This is a genomic window from Algibacter sp. L1A34, from assembly GCF_009796805.1.
Lineage (GTDB): Bacteria > Bacteroidota > Bacteroidia > Flavobacteriales > Flavobacteriaceae > Algibacter.
Window position 1 is genome coordinate 218,849 of record NZ_CP047029.1, and the last position, 19,349, is coordinate 238,197.

The 19,349-nt window shown below is 33.5% G+C and carries 17 protein-coding genes and 1 riboswitch; of the genes, 3 read left to right on the plus strand and 14 right to left on the minus strand.

The annotated features are described in order from the left end of the window. Positions 1 to 13: 13 nt before the first annotated feature. The 3 genes from GQR97_RS00855 to GQR97_RS00865 all read right to left on the minus strand — a co-directional run bounded on the left by GQR97_RS00855 (position 14) and on the right by GQR97_RS00865 (position 2,973). Positions 14 to 865, minus strand: a complete 852-nt coding sequence (locus GQR97_RS00855; protein WP_158844144.1) for a prephenate dehydrogenase — start codon at positions 863 to 865, stop codon at positions 14 to 16. A 135-nt stretch (positions 866 to 1,000) separates the two neighbouring features. Then, the gene (locus GQR97_RS00860; protein ID WP_158844146.1) at positions 1,001 to 2,149 is read right to left on the minus strand and encodes a pyridoxal phosphate-dependent aminotransferase; all 1,149 of its coding nucleotides are present in this window, start codon (positions 2,147 to 2,149) and stop codon (positions 1,001 to 1,003) included. Next, a complete protein-coding gene (locus GQR97_RS00865) occupies positions 2,146 to 2,973 on the minus strand; it encodes a prephenate dehydratase (protein ID WP_158844148.1) in 828 nt (275 codons plus the stop codon). Before GQR97_RS00865 ends, GQR97_RS00860 begins: the two co-directional genes overlap by 4 nt. Before the next feature lie 387 nt (positions 2,974 to 3,360). Here GQR97_RS00865 and gldA point away from each other — a divergent pair, with 387 nt between their 5' ends. From gldA to GQR97_RS00880, 3 genes are all read left to right on the plus strand, one after another. Then, positions 3,361 to 4,254, plus strand: a complete 894-nt coding sequence (gldA, locus tag GQR97_RS00870; protein WP_158844150.1) for a gliding motility-associated ABC transporter ATP-binding subunit GldA — start codon at positions 3,361 to 3,363, stop codon at positions 4,252 to 4,254. Between the two features lie 149 nt (positions 4,255 to 4,403). Further along, on the plus strand, positions 4,404 to 6,494 hold the full coding sequence (pta, locus tag GQR97_RS00875) for a phosphate acetyltransferase (protein WP_158844152.1): 2,091 nt from the start codon (positions 4,404 to 4,406) through the stop codon (positions 6,492 to 6,494). A gap of 4 nt (positions 6,495 to 6,498) precedes the next feature. After that, complete coding sequence (locus tag GQR97_RS00880) at positions 6,499 to 7,686, plus strand: acetate/propionate family kinase (RefSeq protein ID WP_158844154.1); 1,188 nt, start codon at positions 6,499 to 6,501, stop codon at positions 7,684 to 7,686. On the opposite strand, the gene GQR97_RS00885 is transcribed toward GQR97_RS00880, so the two are convergent. The 11 genes from GQR97_RS00885 to cobA form a co-directional block, all read right to left on the minus strand. Beyond that, positions 7,672 to 8,418: a head GIN domain-containing protein gene (locus GQR97_RS00885; RefSeq protein ID WP_158844156.1), complete on the minus strand. Its 747-nt coding sequence runs from the start codon at positions 8,416 to 8,418 to the stop codon at positions 7,672 to 7,674. The two genes, GQR97_RS00880 and GQR97_RS00885, sit on opposite strands and share 15 nt — an antisense overlap. After that, on the minus strand, positions 8,415 to 9,518 hold the full coding sequence (locus GQR97_RS00890) for an acyloxyacyl hydrolase (protein WP_158851537.1): 1,104 nt from the start codon (positions 9,516 to 9,518) through the stop codon (positions 8,415 to 8,417). The genes GQR97_RS00885 and GQR97_RS00890 overlap by 4 nt, the downstream gene beginning before the upstream one ends. A gap of 64 nt (positions 9,519 to 9,582) precedes the next feature. Beyond that, on the minus strand, positions 9,583 to 10,539 hold the full coding sequence (metF, locus tag GQR97_RS00895; RefSeq protein ID WP_158844158.1) for a methylenetetrahydrofolate reductase [NAD(P)H]: 957 nt from the start codon (positions 10,537 to 10,539) through the stop codon (positions 9,583 to 9,585). 159 nt (positions 10,540 to 10,698) lie between these two features. After that, complete coding sequence (gene metH, locus GQR97_RS00900; protein ID WP_158844160.1) at positions 10,699 to 13,371, minus strand: methionine synthase; 2,673 nt, start codon at positions 13,369 to 13,371, stop codon at positions 10,699 to 10,701. Beyond that, positions 13,371 to 13,652: an antibiotic biosynthesis monooxygenase family protein gene (locus tag GQR97_RS00905; RefSeq protein WP_158851539.1), complete on the minus strand. Its 282-nt coding sequence runs from the start codon at positions 13,650 to 13,652 to the stop codon at positions 13,371 to 13,373. The genes metH and GQR97_RS00905 overlap by 1 nt, the downstream gene beginning before the upstream one ends. A 12-nt stretch (positions 13,653 to 13,664) precedes the next feature. Beyond that, positions 13,665 to 14,666: a homocysteine S-methyltransferase family protein gene (locus tag GQR97_RS00910; protein ID WP_158844162.1), complete on the minus strand. Its 1,002-nt coding sequence runs from the start codon at positions 14,664 to 14,666 to the stop codon at positions 13,665 to 13,667. 154 nt (positions 14,667 to 14,820) lie between these two features. After that, positions 14,821 to 14,957, minus strand: a riboswitch (SAM riboswitch). 170 nt (positions 14,958 to 15,127) lie between these two features. Beyond that, positions 15,128 to 16,018, minus strand: a complete 891-nt coding sequence (gene cysM / locus GQR97_RS00915; protein WP_158844163.1) for a cysteine synthase CysM — start codon at positions 16,016 to 16,018, stop codon at positions 15,128 to 15,130. Then, positions 16,005 to 16,745, minus strand: a complete 741-nt coding sequence (gene epsC, locus GQR97_RS00920) for a serine O-acetyltransferase EpsC (protein WP_158844165.1) — start codon at positions 16,743 to 16,745, stop codon at positions 16,005 to 16,007. The genes cysM and epsC overlap by 14 nt, the downstream gene beginning before the upstream one ends. A 180-nt stretch (positions 16,746 to 16,925) precedes the next feature. Beyond that, on the minus strand, positions 16,926 to 17,981 hold the full coding sequence (locus tag GQR97_RS00925) for an NAD(P)/FAD-dependent oxidoreductase (protein WP_158844167.1): 1,056 nt from the start codon (positions 17,979 to 17,981) through the stop codon (positions 16,926 to 16,928). 21 nt (positions 17,982 to 18,002) lie between these two features. Continuing rightward, positions 18,003 to 18,584 (minus strand): bifunctional precorrin-2 dehydrogenase/sirohydrochlorin ferrochelatase, encoded by a 582-nt coding sequence (locus GQR97_RS00930; RefSeq protein WP_158844169.1) that lies wholly within the window; start codon positions 18,582 to 18,584, stop codon positions 18,003 to 18,005. Between the two features lie 3 nt (positions 18,585 to 18,587). Then, complete coding sequence (cobA, locus tag GQR97_RS00935; RefSeq protein ID WP_158844171.1) at positions 18,588 to 19,349, minus strand: uroporphyrinogen-III C-methyltransferase; 762 nt, start codon at positions 19,347 to 19,349, stop codon at positions 18,588 to 18,590.

A 19,349-nucleotide genomic window follows, 5' to 3' on the forward strand; every position in this document is an offset into this window, starting at 1 on the left:
TTTTTTTCTAGGTTTAATGTATTCCGTTTAAAATATCTTTTATATAATTTGTACTTTCCATCTCTTTATAAATAGCTTCGAAATCGTCTTGTTCCATAAGCTCTTTAAAGTGAGATAAATTACTAATATACTCGTCTAATGTTTCAATAACATTGGTTTTATTTTGTTTAAAAATTGGAGTCCACATGGCTGGCGAACTTTTTGCTAAACGCACCGTCGATGCAAAACCACTGCCCGCCATATCGAAAATATCGCGCTCGTTTCGTTCTTTATCAATTACGGTTTTACCTAACATGAATGCGCTAATGTGCGATAAATGCGATACGTAAGCAATATGTTTATCGTGTGCTTCCGGATTCATATAGCGAATACGCATTCCAATATCACTAAACAGTTTTAATGCCTTTTCTTGTAGTTTGAAAGTTGTTTTTTCAACCTCACAAACAATATTCGTTTTTCCCTGAAACAATCCACTAATAGCAGCTCCTGGCCCAGAATGCTCTGTTCCTGCAATAGGATGCATGGCTAAAAAATTTCTACGTTTAGGATGGTTTTCAACCACTTTACAAATATCAACTTTAGTTGAACCTGCATCGACAACCAAACCTGTTTCTGGAATTAGATCCAAAATAGTTGGCAACAATTTTACGGTAGCATCTACTGGTATAGAAATAATTACCAAATCAGCATTTTTAAGATCGTCTAAAGTTGCTTTCCTATCAATTAAATTAAGTGCCAGCGCTTCATCTAGCGTGCTTTCCTTTCTGCTAATACCATGGATAATAACATCTGGTCTAAGTGCTTTGATATCCTTAGCCAAACTTCCTCCTATTAAACCTATGCCTATTGAATATATATTTTTCATTCTTCTCCCGAACTTTCTCCATAAGAGAACGAACTGTTACGGGTTTTACTTTATTACTATTTACTCCTTTTTATTACTTTTACTTACTTTTACTTACTTTTACTTACTTTTACTTACTTTTAGACTATAACGAAACTACGAACTCACGCGTCTAATAGCTTCGTGTAAATCTTCAGTTTGTGCACATAATGAAAACCTAATATAACCTTCACCTTGCGATCCAAAAATAGTTCCCGGCGTTAAGAATATACTCTTCTCTTTCAATATTAAATCTATATATTCTTCGGCTTTTATATGTAAAGGCAATTTTGCCCAAACAAAAAGCCCTGTTGCATTTTCATCATACGTACAATTTAATGCTTCGGCCAGTTTCCAAACTAAATCACGACGCTCTCTGTACACATTATTTAAGGTTGCAAACCACATGCTAGAACATTTTAAAGCTTCAATAGCTCCTTTTTGAATGCCGTAAAACATCCCAGAATCCATATTACTTTTTACTTTTAAGATATCATTTATATACTTATTATCACCAACAACCATCCCAACACGCCATCCGGCCATATTAAAAGTTTTACTTAATGAATTAAGCTCTAAACAAACATCTTTTGCGCCCTCCACATTTAAAATACTCGCTGGGTTTTCATTTAAAATGAAACTATATGGATTATCGTTTATAACTAAAATATTATGTTTTTTGGCAAAAGCAACCAACTCTTCAAACAACGATGCTGAAGGTTGTGTTCCTGTTGGCATATGCGGATAATTTACCCACATTAATTTCACTTTAGTCAAATCTAATCGCTCTAAAGCTTCAAAATCTGGTTGCCAATTATTTGCTGCATCTAATTCATAAAACACAGGTTTTGCTTCCATCAATTTTGTTACAGATTGATAGGTTGGATATCCTGGATTCGGAATTAGAACTTCATCACCTTTATTTAAATAGGCCATTGAAATATGCATAATACCTTCTTTACTTCCCATTAATGGAAGCACTTCCGTATTCGGACTTAAATTAACATCATAATGTGTTTTATAAAACCCTGAAATTGCTTGACGTAATTCAGGCAAGCCCTGATAACTTTGATATTTATGAGCATTCGGACTTAACAATCCTTCCGTTAAAGCTTCAATAACTTTCTGTGGTGGTTGCAAATCTGGACTACCAATACCTAAATTAATTACAGGTTTCCCACTCGCTATTAACAAGTTTACCTCTTTCAATTTTCTCGAGAAGTAGTATTCTTCAACACTATGCAATCTATCGGCTACTTCAATCATATTTTCGCATTTTTATATTCACCTAAAACTTTAAAATCTTCGCCCATTATTTCAATAAGAGATTGTGCTTTTTTAAAATCGGCATAATCATCAAAAGTAACATCAACAAAAAAGGCATATTTCCATGGCGTTTCTACTATTGGTAAAGATTGTATTTTAGTTAAATTTAACTTACAATCGCTCATTACATTCAAAATAGTTGCTAAACTTCCACGCTTATGGTTAGCTTCAAACTTAATAGAAGCTTTATTTATTTCGGTTTCCAAAACTTTAGAATCCTCACGTTTTACAATTACAAAACGAGTTTCATTATGTTTTATAGTTTGAATACTATTTGCTAAAATATCTAACTCAAAAAGTTCGGCTGCCAAAGCACTTGCAATTGCTGCAACACCTTTTAATTTATGTTTTTGAATACGCTCTGCAACTTCGGCCGTATCCTTATCTTCAACTAATTTAATATGCGGATATAATTTAAAAAATGCCTTACATTGTAACAATGCCATAGGGTGTGAGTACACCTCTTTTATATCTGCAATAGTTTGGTTTGGTAATGCCATTAAATTATGCTGAATATCCAAATAATGCTCTCCTATAATATGAAGGTTATATTTATCAATCAACGCATAATTAGGAATAATAGAACCTGCAATAGAATTTTCTAAAGCCATAATTCCAGCATCGCATTCTTTAGAAATTAACACATCAACTACCCTATCGAATGTTAAACAATCGATGGTTTCCACAGGATTTTCAAAAAATTGTTTCGACACAATATGATGATATGATCCTTTTACACCTTGTATTGCTACTGTTTTTATCAAGTTTCTATTATTTATTAAGTTTTCAATCAAGTGTTAAACAAAAAAAGTCTCGATTTTCATCGAGACTCATATTAAATTTATTGTTATAAATTATACATACAATGCCTCGTTCTTCTCGCTAAAAAAGAAATAAAACCAGTTGTTAAAATATGTATAATATACTGTCATACTCATAATTGAGTGGCTAAAGTAATTAAATAATTAAGAAATCAAAATACAATAAAAACTTTTTTTAGTATTTGTTGCTAGTTTTAATGAATTTACAGTAAATCTTCCATATTATTACGCTATATCGAATAATATATAGATTTTACAATAACATCTTAAAAGCGATTATTATCCCATTATATACCTTATAATTATTATTTTTGAACAAACTATTAAATTATGTCGATAGAAGTCGCTGGAATATCAAAAATTTACGGAACACAAAAGGCTTTAAATAATGTTTCATTCAAAGTGAATAAACCCGAAATCGTTGGTTTTCTAGGCCCAAACGGCGCTGGGAAATCGACCATGATGAAGATTTTAACCACATATATTCAACCTTCTGAAGGCACTGCTAAAGTAAACGGTTACCACATAAACGAAGCAAAGCAATTAGTACAGCAAAGTGTAGGTTATTTACCAGAACACAACCCGTTGTATTTAGATATGTTTGTAAAAGAATATCTAAAATTTAATGCAAACATTTATAAGGTTGATAAAAAACGCATTGATGATGTTATCGAACTTACAGGCTTAGCTCCCGAAATGCATAAAAAAATAGGACAACTCTCTAAAGGGTATCGCCAGCGTGTTGGCCTAGCAAATGCACTACTTCATGATCCTGAAGTCTTAATTTTAGATGAGCCTACAACTGGTTTAGACCCGAACCAATTAGTCGAAATAAGAAATCTAATTAAAAACATTGGTAAAACAAAAACCGTTTTTCTATCTACGCACATTATGCAAGAGGTAGAAGCTATATGCGACCGTGTGATTATTATAAACAAAGGAGAGATTGTTGCCGACAAAAAACTTACAGAACTACGAGACGAAAAGGAACAGATTGTAATTGTAGAATTCGATTTTAGAGTTGAAGATGCTTTTCTGCTAAGATTACCAAAAGTAAACAGCGTAAAAAACACGTATGGTTTTGTTTATGAAATAACTTTTATTACTTCGGAAGATATGCGTTCTCATGTTTTTGATTTTGCACATGATAACGAATTAAAAATTCTTCAACTCAATCAAAAAAATGCAAGTTTAGAATCCCTTTTTAGAGATTTAACAGCATAATCCTTCTTTTTAAATTGCAAAGCATGACAAAAATCATCTTTAGCAACATCCAAACCTAATAAATTTGCAATCATAACTAGATAAAAATAGATTATTCCTATTTAAAACAGGTAAAATCTTTATATTTATAACGTAACAAATACATTACGATGAGCAAAGGAATTTATGTAGCAACGATTGAACCTAACAGTGGAAAATCTGTAATTGTTTTAGGTTTAATGAGAATGCTTTTAGGTAAAACAGCTAAGGTTGGATATTTTAGACCAATTATTGAAGACCTCGAAGAAGGTGAAATGGACAATCATATTAGTACCGTTCTTTCACATTTCGAAATAGATATCAATTATAAAAACACTTATGCTTTCACTAGAAATGAAGTGGTCGATTTATATAATCAAGGTAAATCGGGAAAGGTTATTGATGAAGTTATTAAAAAATATAAATATTTAGAAAGCCGTTTCGATTTTGTTTTAGTTGAAGGAACCGACTTTTCTCATGAAAACTCGAGCTTAGAATTAGATATCAATATCTTAATTTCTAAAAACCTTAGTATTCCTGTTATTATTGTTTCTCAAGGTGATAAAAAAGACGTTAAGTCTATTTTGGATAGTGTACAATTGGCACATGATACATATAAAGAAGAAGTAGATGTCATATCTATTGTTACTAATAAAGTAGATATAGATCAAATTTCTGTTTTAAAAGAACAATTAAAAAAGCGTATAAATACGAATGCGGATATTGCGGTAATCCCAAAAATAAAAAGTTTATCAAGCCCAACCATTAAAGAAATTGTAAAAACCTTAAATGCTAATATTCTTTTTGGTAAAGACATGGTTAACAACCAGGCCGAAAACTTTAGTGTTGGAGCTATGCAATTGCGTAATTATTTAACGCATTTAAAAGAAAATGCACTTGTTATCACGCCTGGTGATCGAGCAGACATTATTCTTGGTGCATTACAAGCTCACATTTCTAAAAACTATCCTAAAATATCTGGAATTATTTTAACAGGAGGTTTAATTCCTGAAGAATCTATTCTGAAATTAATTGAAGGATTATCTAGTGTTGTACCCATTGTTAGTGTTAAAGCTGGAACTTTCTCGGTTACTAATACCATAGGAAAAATAAAATCTAAAATTCGACCTGATAATATTGAAAAAATTGAAACATCTATAGCTACATTTGAAAAATATGTGGAAACCGATAAATTATCTAATGATTTAATCACTTTTAAATCAGATATTTTCACACCTAGAATGTTTCAATACAATCTATTACAACGTGCTTTAAGTAATAAAAAACATATTGTTTTACCCGAAGGGAAAGATGAGCGTGTATTGCGAGCAGCAGTACGATTATTGGATGCTCAGGTTGTAGAATTAACTTTGATAGGAGACGAGGATCAAATTAAAGAACGCCTTATCACTCTTGATATTCCGTTAGATACTAGTAAACTTAATATTGTATCGCCTACAAAATCACCTTATTTTGATGATTATGTAAACACGCTTTATGAGCTAAGAAAACATAAAAATGTAAACCTAGAAATGGCTAAAGATATGATAACAGATGTATCATATTTTGGCACCATGATGATTTACAAAGGCCATGCCGATGGTATGGTTTCTGGAGCTGCACACACCACACAACATACACTTAGACCTGCGCTTCAATTTATTAAAACAAAACCAGATGTAAATATTGTATCCTCTGTTTTCTTTATGTGTTTAGAAGATCGTATTTCTGTTTTTGGAGATTGTGCTATTAATCCAAACCCAAACGCAGAACAATTAGCCGAAATAGCTATTTCATCTGCCGAGACTGCTAAAAACTTTGGAATAGAACCTAAAGTAGCTATGCTCTCTTACTCTTCTGGAGCTTCTGGAAAAGGTGCCGATGTAGAAAAAGTACGTGAAGCTACCGAATTAGTAAAAAAAATAGCTCCAAATATTAAAATTGAAGGTCCAATACAATACGATGCCGCTGTAGATATGCGTATTGGTAAAAGTAAATTACCAGACTCTGAAGTTGCAGGACGTGCAAGTGTTTTAATTTTCCCAGATTTAAATACTGGAAACAACACTTATAAAGCCGTACAAAGAGAAACTGGAGCATTGGCCATTGGCCCTGTTCTTCAAGGACTTAACAAACCTGTAAATGATTTAAGCCGTGGCTGTACTGCCGACGATATTTACAGCACAGTAATCATTACCGCAATTCAAGCACAAGACCTATAAAAATATGCAAGTACTCGTTTTAAACTCAGGAAGTTCATCTTTAAAATTTCAATTATTCTCAATGCCAGCAGAAACTATTTTGTGCTCTGGCCTTATTGAACGTATTGGAATGGATGACGCAAAATTTATTTACAAAACTGAAAAAGATACCATAGAACACATTACTGCTATTTACAGCCATAAACAAGGTTTAGAATTGCTAGCACATCAACTTTTAGATAGTGAAACTGGTATTATAAAATCTGCGGAAGATATTGATATTGTTGGCCATCGTGTAGTACAAGGTGGTTCTCGATTTAAAAAAACAACAGAAATTACACAATTAGCAAAAGAAAGCATAAAAGACCTTTTTAGCTTAGCACCTTTACATAATCCTGCAAATTATGAAGGTATTGAGGTTGCCGAAGCTATTTTCCCCTCCGCTAAACAAGTTGCCGTTTTCGATACAGCATTCCACCAATCTATTCCGGAACACGCTTATAGATACGCCATACCAAACGAACTTTTAACCGAACATAGAATAAGGTTATATGGTTTTCACGGTACAAGTCATAAATACGTTTCAGAACAAGCCATCGATTATTTAGGTGAAAAAGAATCAAAAATTATTTCAATTCACTTAGGAAATGGTTGCAGTATTACAGCGGTAAAAGATGGAAAAAGTGTAGATCATTCTATGGGATTAACGCCTTTAGGTGGTTTAATTATGGGAACACGAAGTGGTGATATTGATCCTTCAGTGATTTTTCATTTAGCTCATAAATTAGATTATACAATAGATGAGATTAATACACTTTTATTAAAGAAAAGTGGCATGTTAGGCTTAACAGGATTTAGCGATTTAAGAGAAATTGAAGCAGAAGCTGCTAAAGGAAACAAAGATTGTTTGTTAGCTTTGCAAATGAATGCTTACCGCATAAAAAAATATATTGGTAGTTATGCTGCTATACTAAATGGAATAGACGCCATTGTATTTACAGCAGGAATTGGTGAAAACTCCGAACTTATTAGAAAAATGGTATGCGAAGATTTAGATTTCTTAGGAATCGAAATGGATATCGATAAAAACAAAGGGAGAGCTAGTCATTTAAGAGCAGTACATACCGATGAATCTAACGTTAAAATATTAATTATTCCAACAAACGAAGAATTAGAAATAGCGAAACAATCTGTTGAGTTATTCGAAAATTAATCGACCTTTATAAATCTCTTCAACATCAATAACTGGTGGTGTATTAACAGAAATAACATCACCAGTACCAGAAATTTTCCCCGTAAGGGATAGTTGCGGATTTACAATCATATCATTAGAACTACGGTTCCATATATTAATATTTTGAGCTACTAAATCACCTCCTTCAAAACGAGATGTTCCTGCCGAAAAAACAACACTTAAATTTGTTGTTTTTCCAGAAATAAAACAGTTTGAAAGATTATTAAAAACCAAACTAAAAGAATCATTATCAATTTGCAAATTGAAATTACCGTTTGTAAAAGTATCGGGCTCATTAAAATCTTCTGCTAAAACAGTTAAATTTGGGTAAGTTAAAACCCCATCAGAACTTACGTCATATTGCGTAGAACTTCTTATTTCTGTAATATTTGGCGAAGTAACATACACTTTAGTAACACCATAATCACGAACATAGTTACAACTATTGTTATCGGTTAAAACTAACCTCCCATCAGTGACTACGGCCTCAACATCATTCATCAAGTTTTTACCTGTTTCAATAATTATTTGTTGAGAAGCTCCATCCTTTATAACAACTTCTACATCGCGGTTAACCAGTATTTTAGTAAACGCACCTACAGTAACTTCCTGCTGAATAATAGTTCCCGCTTTCTGAAAACAATCGCCTGTATTCTCGCTATCACATGCAAAAACCAGACTTAAAACTAGTATATAAATTAACTTTTTCATAATCGAACACCTATTCCAAATTCAACAGCTTCTGCTTTTGCACCATGTGATTTTAACGTCATAGTTCCAAACCACTTTCTACTTTTACCAACATATCTTTTTAAACCAATTCTTAAATAGGTTTGGCCTTCAAAATCGTATGGATAATACACATAATACCCAAACTGAGTAACTAACGATGTTCTATTAATAAACAATTCGTGACCCACAAAAACACCAACGCGCTTATAATCTTCATCTCCCGAAACATTTTCTTCAGGAAAAGAAACACTTCTAAAATAAATAAGTTCTTTTAAAAAGTTAGAAAAAAATACATCGGCACCAAATTGCAAAGCACTTTTTCTATTGATTCGTTTATCTGCATAGGCCGAAAAAACATAAAATGGAAATTGTCCACTTCCTACAATATCACTCTCATTAATTCCCGATCTAAAGGCTAAATTATATTTTACAGATTCGGTAAACTTCATATCATTATCCGTTAAGGTATGCTGATATTCTAATTCCTCACGATCTAAATTATAAGTTACCCCTATATTTAACGCCACAGTATTTGTACTTGCGTTAGGAGCCTTAACATTAGCATTAGAATAATGAATTAATGAAAACCCAGCCTGCACTCCAAAACGATCAAAAATGCGTTCCTTCTTGTAGTTTAACATCACCATAGTACTGCTCATCAACTTACTACCGTACGCTATATTTCTATAGTTATCAACCTTATCATATGGGGTTTCGGTATATCCCAAACCTTGCCCAATTCTAAACATTAAATTCCGGTTTAAAAAATAAAAATTAAAATGCGCATATAACGAAGTAACATCTCCCAAAACATCATTTTTCATGTTTTGGTAAGCATAAGTTACACCATAATCGGGATAATTAAAACGTTGTTCCCAATCGTTAAAACCATAAGTTTTTTTATTCCAACTTAAAATATAACCTTCAGGATGCCCTTTAATTAAATGAAGAATATCGTTATTATGTAACGCAATATTACCCTTAAAATAGTTTAAGTCTAGGTATGAGGTATGTTTTTTATCTTGCGAAAAACCGCTAAAAAAAACAATACAAAAAATGCAGGTATAAAATAATTTCATCATTGGGATATGTGCGGCAAATGTACTTAAATTTCAAAACTTAAGTACACAGCCCATATTTATATTAAAACAATGCCTCGGCAATCGCCTTAACATTATCACTTTTACCCATAGAATAATAGTGTAATACAGGAACACCGGCCGCTTTCAACTCTTTAGATTGTTGAATAGCAAACTCAATTCCCGCCTGTCTTACTGCCTTATTGTCTTTACAGCCTTCAACCGTTTCAATTAAATCTTGAGGTAAATCAATTTTAAAAACCTGAGGTAAAATCTGTAAATGTCTTTTTACAGCAATCGGTTTAATTCCCGGAATTATAGGCACATTAATACCAGCTGCTCTAGCTTTATCAACAAATTCAAAATACTTATTATTATCAAAAAACATTTGTGTAACCACGTAATCTGCACCAGCATCTACCTTTTCTTTTAGACGACGTAAATCGGTAATTAATGAAGGTGCTTCCATGTGTTTCTCTGGGTAACCAGCTACTCCAATACAAAAATCAGAATTATGTTCCACCTCAAAATCATCATGCAAATATTGTCCACGATTTAAATTCGTAATCTGACTAACCAAATCTGCAGCAAATGCATTTCCACCCTTTACAGGTTTAAAATACGGTTCATCCTTCATCGAGTCGCCACGCAAAGCCATTACATTATCCAAACCTAAATAATGGCAATCTACTAAAACGTATTCCGTTTCCTCTTTAGTAAAACCACCACACAATAAATGCGGAATGGCATCCACCTGATATTTATGCATAATTGAAGCACAAATTCCAACCGTTCCAGGGCGCATACGTGTAATTCGCTTATCCAACAAACCATTACCTTTATCAATATACACATACTCCTCTCTCGAAGTCGTAACATCAATAAACGGCGGATTAAACTCCATTAATGGGTCAATATTATTGTATAAATCCTGAATATTTGTTCCCTTTTTTGGTGGAATCACCTCGAATGAAAACAATGTTTTACCATTTGCGTTTTTAATATGATCTGTAACTTTCATTATCTGCTCAATTTATTAATGCCGAATTTATTTCAACACTCAATATCTATTTAGTTTAATTTTATTTGGGCGTTACCACAAGGGTCGCGCTTTCCGCTATATCTTTTTTTGCCATTGGTGGCAACAAAAAAAGGATGCCGCATCAATCGCTAACGCGGTCTAATCTGCAATGTTAGCGTGCAACCACTTTCTTGCTTTCGCTTTTGTAATGCCTTTTCTTTCAGAATAGTCTGTAACCTGATCGTCGGTAATTTTACCTAATCCAAAATATTTAGCCTCTGGATTTCCAAAATAATATCCAGAAACTGCAGCCGCTGGCCACATTGCTAAACTCTCGGTAAGTGTTACTCCTATAAGTTTTTCAACCTCTAACAAATCCCAAATCGTTTCTTTTTCTAAGTGATCTGGGCATGCCGGATAACCTGGCGCTGGACGAATCCCTTTGTAAGTTTCTTTAATTAAATCAAGAGTTGTTAAATCTTCATCGGCAGCGTAACCCCAATGTTTTGTTCTAATCTGTTTGTGTAAATATTCGGCGAAAGCCTCAGCAAACCTATCGGCAATAGCCTGTGCCATAATACCGTTATAATCATCGTCTTTAGCTCTATAACTATCGGCCAATTCTTGTGCTCCAAAAATACCAACGCAAAAAGCTCCCATATAATCCGATTTACCACTATCTTTTGGCGCGATAAAATCCGATAATGCATGATTAGGAATACCTTCTCTCTTTTTAAGTTGTTGTCGCAAAGTCCTGAAAACAGCTATTTCCTTTCCACTTTTCTGAATAGAAATATCGTCGTCATTAATCGAATTTGCTTCAAATAAACCAAAAACAGCTTTAGGCTTTAAAAGTTGCTTGGCAATAATTTCTTTAATCATTTCCTGAGCTTCAGCATACATAATTGTTGCTTGCTCTCCAACAACCTCATCGGTTAAAATATCTGGAAATTTACCATGTAAATCCCAACTTCTAAAAAACGGACTCCAATCTATAAAAGGTTCTAGTTCCTTTAAACTTAAAATCTTCAAAATCTGAACACCTAATTCTTTAGGTTTTACAATTTCCGAAGTATTCCAATCAATTTTATATTTTCGTTTTCGAGCTTCTTCTATAGAAATATAAGATTTCTCTTTACCGCGTTTTAAAAACTTGGTTCGAAATTCATCATAATCAGCTTTCATCTTGGCTACATACTCATGCGATGTTTTCTTATTCAGCAAATCACCAACAACCGTTACCGCTCTTGACGCATCATTTACATGCACCACCGCATTTTTGTATTGCGTATCAATTTTTACAGCCGTATGTGCTTTTGATGTGGTTGCTCCTCCTATAAGTAAAGGCACCTCAAAATTTTGACGTTGCATTTCTTTTGCTAAATACACCATTTCATCAAGCGAAGGTGTAATTAATCCAGATAGACCAATAGCATCAACACGTTCGCTTATTGCCATCTCTATAATTTTTTCTGGCGCCACCATAACACCTAAATCTACAATTTCATAATTGTTACAAGCTAAAACGACACTCACAATATTTTTACCAATATCATGTACATCACCTTTTACGGTGGCCATTAAAATTTTACCAACAGGTTCTTGCTTATCTCCTTTTTCTTCTTCTATAAATGGATTTAAATAACCTACGGCTTTTTTCATTACTCGAGCAGATTTCACCACTTGCGGTAAAAACATTTTTCCTGCACCAAATAAATCACCAACCACATTCATACCAGCCATTAAATTTCCTTCAATAACTTCAATAGGTTTATCGGCTTCCTGTCTGGCTTGCTCTACATCTTCAATAATAAAAGCATCAATCCCTTTTACTAAAGCGTGTGTTATTCTATCTTGTAATGGGTTTTCACGCCACGATAAATCTAATCCTTTTTCAACTTTAGAACCTTTTACCGTTTCGGCAAAATCTAATAAACGCTCTGTAGCATCTTCTCTTCTATCTAAAATAACATCTTCTACATGCTCCAGTAAGTCTTTTGGAATATCATCGTAAACCTCCAATAATGCTGGGTTTACAATTCCCATATTCATTCCTGCCTGAATAGCATAATATAAAAACACAGAATGCATGGCTTCACGAACACCATCATTCCCACGGAATGAAAACGATACGTTACTTACACCTCCACTAACACTTACATTTTCTAGATTTTGGCGAACCCAACGTGTAGCTTCAATAAAATCTATAGCATTTCTTCGGTGTTCGTCCATTCCTGTTGCTACAGGAAATATGTTTAAATCGAAAATAATATCTTCCGAGGCAAAACCTACTTTATTAACTAAAACATCGTAAGATCGTTGGGCAATTTCTATTCTTCGCTCGTAAGTATCTGCTTGGCCATCTTCATCAAAAGCCATAACAATTACAGCTGCTCCGTAACGTTTTATTTGTTTAGCTTGCCAAATAAAGTTTTCTTCACCTTCTTTTAATGAAATAGAATTTACGACACATTTACCTTGAACAACTTGCAAACCAGCATCGATAATTTCCCATTTAGAACTATCTATCATAATGGGCACACGGCAAATATCTGGTTCGGCAGCAATAAGGTTTAAAAACCGTATCATAGACTCTTTACCATCAATTAAACCATCATCAAAATTGATATCGATAATTTGTGCACCACCATCTACTTGATGACGTGCAATATCTAAAGCCTCATCAAATTTCTCTTCTTTAATAAGTCTTAAAAACTTTCTAGACCCTGCAACATTCGTTCGTTCTCCTACATTTATAAAATTGCTGTTTTCGTTTAAAACCAAAGGTTCTAAACCAGATAATTTCATGTATTTAGTTTGTTTTATTTTCATTACTTATAATGTTCTACTGTTGGGAAAGGTTCGTAAAAATGATGCAACAATACTTTCCATTCCTGATATTTTTGTGATTGTCGAAATCCTACTTCATGATCTTCAATCGTTTCCCAGTTCACTAATAATAAATACTTATCCTCTTGCTCAATACACTTTTTTAAATCGTGCGATATGTAACCTTTCATTGATGAAATGATATTTTGAGCAATTTGAAAAGCATCTTCAAAGTCTTTTGATAATCCTTTTTTAATATTCAATGTGGCTACTTCTAAAATCATATTCAATATTAATTAAACCAACTCACCAAAAGGCCTTGGTTTATATTTTGCCGCAATCTTTGCAATAACACTAATATGCTCTGGACTTGTACCACAACAACCGCCAATAATATTAATTAAATCTCTTTTTAAATATTCTTCTATCTGCTCTCCCATTTCCTCAGGGCTTTCATCATATTCACCAAAAGCATTAGGTAATCCTGCATTTGGATGTGCTGATACTGCAAAATCTGTTTTAGACGCAATAGCTTCTAAATGCGGTTGCAATAAATTAGCTCCTAAAGCACAATTAAAACCAACTGATAATAATGGAATATGAGATACAGAAATTAAAAAAGCTTCGGCTGTTTGTCCAGATAAAGTTCTACCAGAAGCATCGGTAATAGTTCCGCTTAACATGGTAGGCATATCAATATTGCGTTCGTCTTTAACTTCCTCAATAGCAAATAATGCTGCTTTAGCATTTAAAGTATCAAACACCGTTTCTACCAATAGTAAATCGACGCCACCATCTATTAACGCTTCTACTTGTTGTTTATAAGCAATACGTAACTCATCGAACGTTACAGCTCTGTATCCTGGATCGTTAACATCGGGAGACATACTAGCTGTTCGGTTTGTTGGTCCTATTGATCCTGCTACAAAACGAGGTTTGTGTGGTTCTTTTGCCGTAAACGCATCTGCTACTTCTTTGGCTATTTTAGCCGATTCGTAGTTTAGTTCGTATACCAAATTTTCCATTTGGTAATCTGCCATAGCAATAGTAGTTCCCGAGAAAGTGTTGGTTTCTACAATATCTGCTCCCGCTTCAAAATACTTTCCGTGAATTGTTTTTATCGCCTCTGGCTGTGTTAAAGACAATAAATCGTTATTTCCTTGAAGTGAGGTTGGATAATCCTTAAAACGTTCTCCTCTAAAATCTTCTTCTTGAAATTTATAGGCTTGAAGCATGGTTCCCATAGCTCCATCTAAAACTAAAATGCGTTCTTTTAATGCTTGATATATATTCGACATTTTTATTTCTTTTTACAGATTGGTTCAAAATTTTCATTTTCGTTGTTTTTAGAACCTCTTTTTATTGGGGTATTATCTAACGAAACACGAAGTTTTAAACTTTGTATTTTTATATAATTTTATTCTTTATCAAGAAAAGTAATTGAAACACTTTTCGTTATCTTTCTAATAATTTTAAAAACTATTAAGTAGAATTTAGCACCTTCTTTAAGATTCTGAAAAGTCATCAGAATTCCCAAAGGGTTGCCAAGGTTTCAACGGGTCTATTCCCTCTGCCTTTCTTGATAACACTAATACGTTTATGAACGGCTTCCAATTATGGAAATGCGTTTGCAAAAATAACAACTATATTTTTGTTATCCTTATTATATTGGGAAAATTGTAGTCTTATTAAAAACAATCTTATACTTATACCTATCAGGTTTTAAAAACTTAATACGTTTTTCTAGAGATAATTAATTCTACTCAAACAAAGTCGATGATAAATAACGATCGCCACGATCGCAAATAATTGCAACAATAACACCTTTATCTATAGTTTTGGCAATTTCCAAAGCACAAAAAACAGAACCACCACTACTCATACCTGCAAAAACACCTTCTTCTTTTGCTAAGCGTTGGGTTATATTTTTGGCATTTTCTTCCGTTACATCTATAACAACATCTACTTTAGAGCGATCAAAAAACTTAGGCACATATTCTGGCGACCATTTTCTAATCCCGGGTATTCTTGCACCATCAGCAGGTTGCGCACCAACTATTGTTATCTCTGGATTCTTTTCTTTAAGGAATGTAGACGTTCCCATAATAGTTCCCGTAGTCCCCATTGTGGCAACAAAATGTGTTATTTCGCCTTCAGTATCTCTCCAAATTTCTGGACCGGTTGTTTTATAATGTGCTTTCCAATTATCATCATTTTCAAACTGATTTAAAACAGTATACCCTTTTTCATCTCGCAGTTTGAAAGCTATATCTCTTGAACCCTCTATACCAACATCGGCTGGTGTTAAAATAACCTCAGCTCCATAAGCACGCATACTTTTAACACGTTCTATAGTTGAGTTCTCAGGCATAATAAGCACCATATTTAATCCTAAAAGTTGAGCAATAAATGCTAGAGCTATTCCTGTATTTCCACTGGTAGCTTCAACTAAAGTACCTCCTTTTTCAATATCACCTCGTTTTAAAGCTTCAGAAATCATATTGAAAGCCGCTCGATCTTTTACGCTTCCGCCAGGATTATTTCCTTCTAACTTTAAAAATAAGCGCACTCCTTTTTTATTAATTAAGTGCGTTGCTTCGACTAAAGGTGTATTTCCTATTTCGTCTAATATTGTTTTACCGTATGCCATTTTTCTTCGGTCTAATTTTAATTTCTGTTTGATAGGTTACCAATGAATCTTCGGGTACCGATTGAGTAATCCAAACATTAGCTCCAATAATGCTGTTTTTACCAATTACAATATCGCCTCCTAAAATGGTTGCGTTGGCATAAATGGTAACATTATCGTCTATGGTTGGGTGCCTTTTAGTCGATGCTAAATCTTTCGATACTTGTATACCTCCTAAAGTTACGCCTTGATATATTTTTACTTGCTCACCAATTATTGAACTTTCGCCAATTACAATTCCTGTACCATGATCGATATAAAACGATTCGCCAATAGTAGCACCTGGATGAATATCTATACCTGTAATACCGTGAATATATTCACTCATCATTCTTGGTAAAATATAAACTCCTAATTTATACAACTCATGACTTAATCTATATATTGAAATAGCGTGAAAGCCAGGATATGCCATATAAATTTCGGCCAAACAATGGGATGCAGGATCATTACTCTCAAAAGCAATTGCATCTAAATCGAGTTTTCTTCTAATTGTGGGAAGTTCAGATTTAAAAGTCTCCCAAAGACTAGAACCATTCTCAATCTCTAATGTCGTTAATATTTTTAAGAATGTTTCTTCTAAATGTTTAGCGTGTATTGTTTCGTGATCGCAATCAAACAGCGAGTAAAACAGTTTTTTCGTAAATGTTTTAACGGTATCTTTTAAACAAACATTATAACTTTTCATTGGCTATATCTGTAATTGATTTATTCTATATTAAAGTTTATAAAAATAAAACTAATCCTTTTAAAAAGCTTCCTTTTTGAAACATTAAATCCTGCAAGATTTTGGAAACCTTGCAGGATAGTCATGCCTTGTGTTTAGTTTAGACCCTTTTAGTAAAATACTAAAAAGATTTATCGTTTACTAAGTAATAGCTTGAACTACGGCTTTAGGAGCTTCTTTACGAGTACCATCAAAACCATCTACACCAGAAACTGTAGTATATTTTAAAACATTTTTCTTTCCTGGATGTATAATTTTATATGCCGCTTGGCACATTATAGTCGCTTCATGAAAACCACAAAGAATTAATTTTAATTTACCTGGATAGAAATTACCATCACCAATAGCAAAAATACCTGGGATATTAGTTTGATAATCTAATGCATTATTAACCTTTACTGCATTTTTTTCAATTTCTAATCCCCAATTAGCTATAGGTCCTAGTTTAGGTGAAAGCCCAAATAAAGGTATAAAATGATCGGTTTCTAAATTAAAAGGTTCTTCGTCCTTTCTTGTTATTTCTATAGCTTCAACCTTACCGTCTCCTAAAATATTAGTGACTTCTGCAGGCGTTACAAGGTTTATTTTACCAGCATCTTTTAATTCTTGAACTTTTTCAACTGAATCTAAATGTCCTCTAAATTCATTACGTCTATGTATTAATGTTACGCTTTTTGCTATATCGGCTAAAAAGATAGACCAATCTAAAGCAGAATCTCCACCACCAGCAATGATAACGTTTTTATCGCGATACACTTCTGGTTCTTTTATCATATACTCAACACCTTTATCCTCATATTTAGAAAGATTTTCAAGTTGCGGTTTTCTAGGCTCAAAACTACCTAAACCACTAGCTATAGCTACAACTGGTGCTTGATGCTTTGTCCCCTTATTTGTTGTCACTATAAATGTACCATCTTCCTGCTTTTCAACAGTATCTGCACGTTCACCTAAAGTAAAACCAGGTTCAAATTGTTTTGCTTGTTCTAATAAGTTTTTTGTTAAATCTCCTGCTAAAATCTCAGGAAATCCCGGAATATCATAAATTGGTTTTTTAGGATACAATTCTGAACACTGCCCACCAGGCTGTGGCAACGCGTCAATTAAATGACATTTCAATTTTAATAATCCAGCTTCGAATACTGTAAATAAACCTGTTGGCCCCGCGCCAATTATTAGTATATCTGTTTTAATCATTTTACTATGCTTTATATATAATTACTCTTTTTTTTCTATTAGTCCTTTTGTGAATTCGTTTAACGTTTCCACTTTTTGTTCAAAATCACCTTTAATAGTTTTTCTAAACTCGTTTAAATTTTTCACTAAATCGTCTACATTTTCAGGAATAACATCCTCAAAAAATTGACGCAAACGTTTTGCTGTAGTTGGAGATTTTCCGTTAGTAGAAATTGCAACCTTCACGTTTCCTTTCGTTACAATACCACCCATATAAAAATCGCAATATGGCGGATTATCGGCAACGTTAACTAATTTAGCTTCTGCTCTACAATCTTTCCAAACTTGCACATTTACTTCTGGTATATCTGTCGTAGCAACAACCATATGCTTGCCAATAATATATTTTTTTTTGTAAACGTCTTCAACTAATGTTACACAACCTGTTTTTGCAAGTATCTTAGTTCCTTCTCGAAACATTGGCGACACCATAGTTACATGCGCATCTGGACTCGATTTTAATAAGAACGTTAATTTTTCTTCAGCGACATTTCCTCCACCAACAATAAGGACATTCAAGCTTTTTGCTTTCAAAAAAATAGGATATAAATTATTTCTTTCCATAATTTATTTCTTATTGACCTCTTTAAAAACAGTACTTAAAACAGCTCGTTCTTTAACCACATCGCCAATAACAATAATGGCTGGGTTAGCAAGTTGTTTTTCTGCAACAATTTGTTCTATAGTCCCTATGGTTCCTATACCAACATTTTCGTTATCTCTTGTTCCGTTTTGAATAATGGCAACAGACATATCTTGCTTATTTTCTTCTGAAAAAACCTTAACGATTTCTCCAAGCTTCCCCATACCCATTAAAATAACAACCGTTGCTGATGATTTTGCCGCTAAAGCAACATCACTAGATAATTGATGCTTTTTTGTTGTACCAGTAATTACCCAAAAACTTTCGGCAGCACCTCTTTTTGTAACAGGAATACCTTGATACGCTGGCACCGCCATAGAAGATGAAATACCAGGTACTACAAATGTTTCTACGCCAAATTCTCTAACGTAATCAATCTCTTCTGCACCACGTCCAAAAATAAAAGGATCACCTCCTTTTAAACGTACTACATGTCCTTTTTCTTTAGCTTTAGAAACTATAAGTTCATTAATTTGTTCTTGTTGAAAAGCGTAGCACCCCTTGCGTTTACCTACAAAAATAAGCTCCGCATTTTCGGATGCATATTTAAGTAAAATCTCATTAATAAGCGCATCATAAAGCACCACATCTGCAGATTCTATCGCTTTAATTGCTTTAAGCGTAATTAAATCTTCATCTCCTGGTCCTGCACCTACTATGGTTAACATCGGGGTTTTTAAACTCAT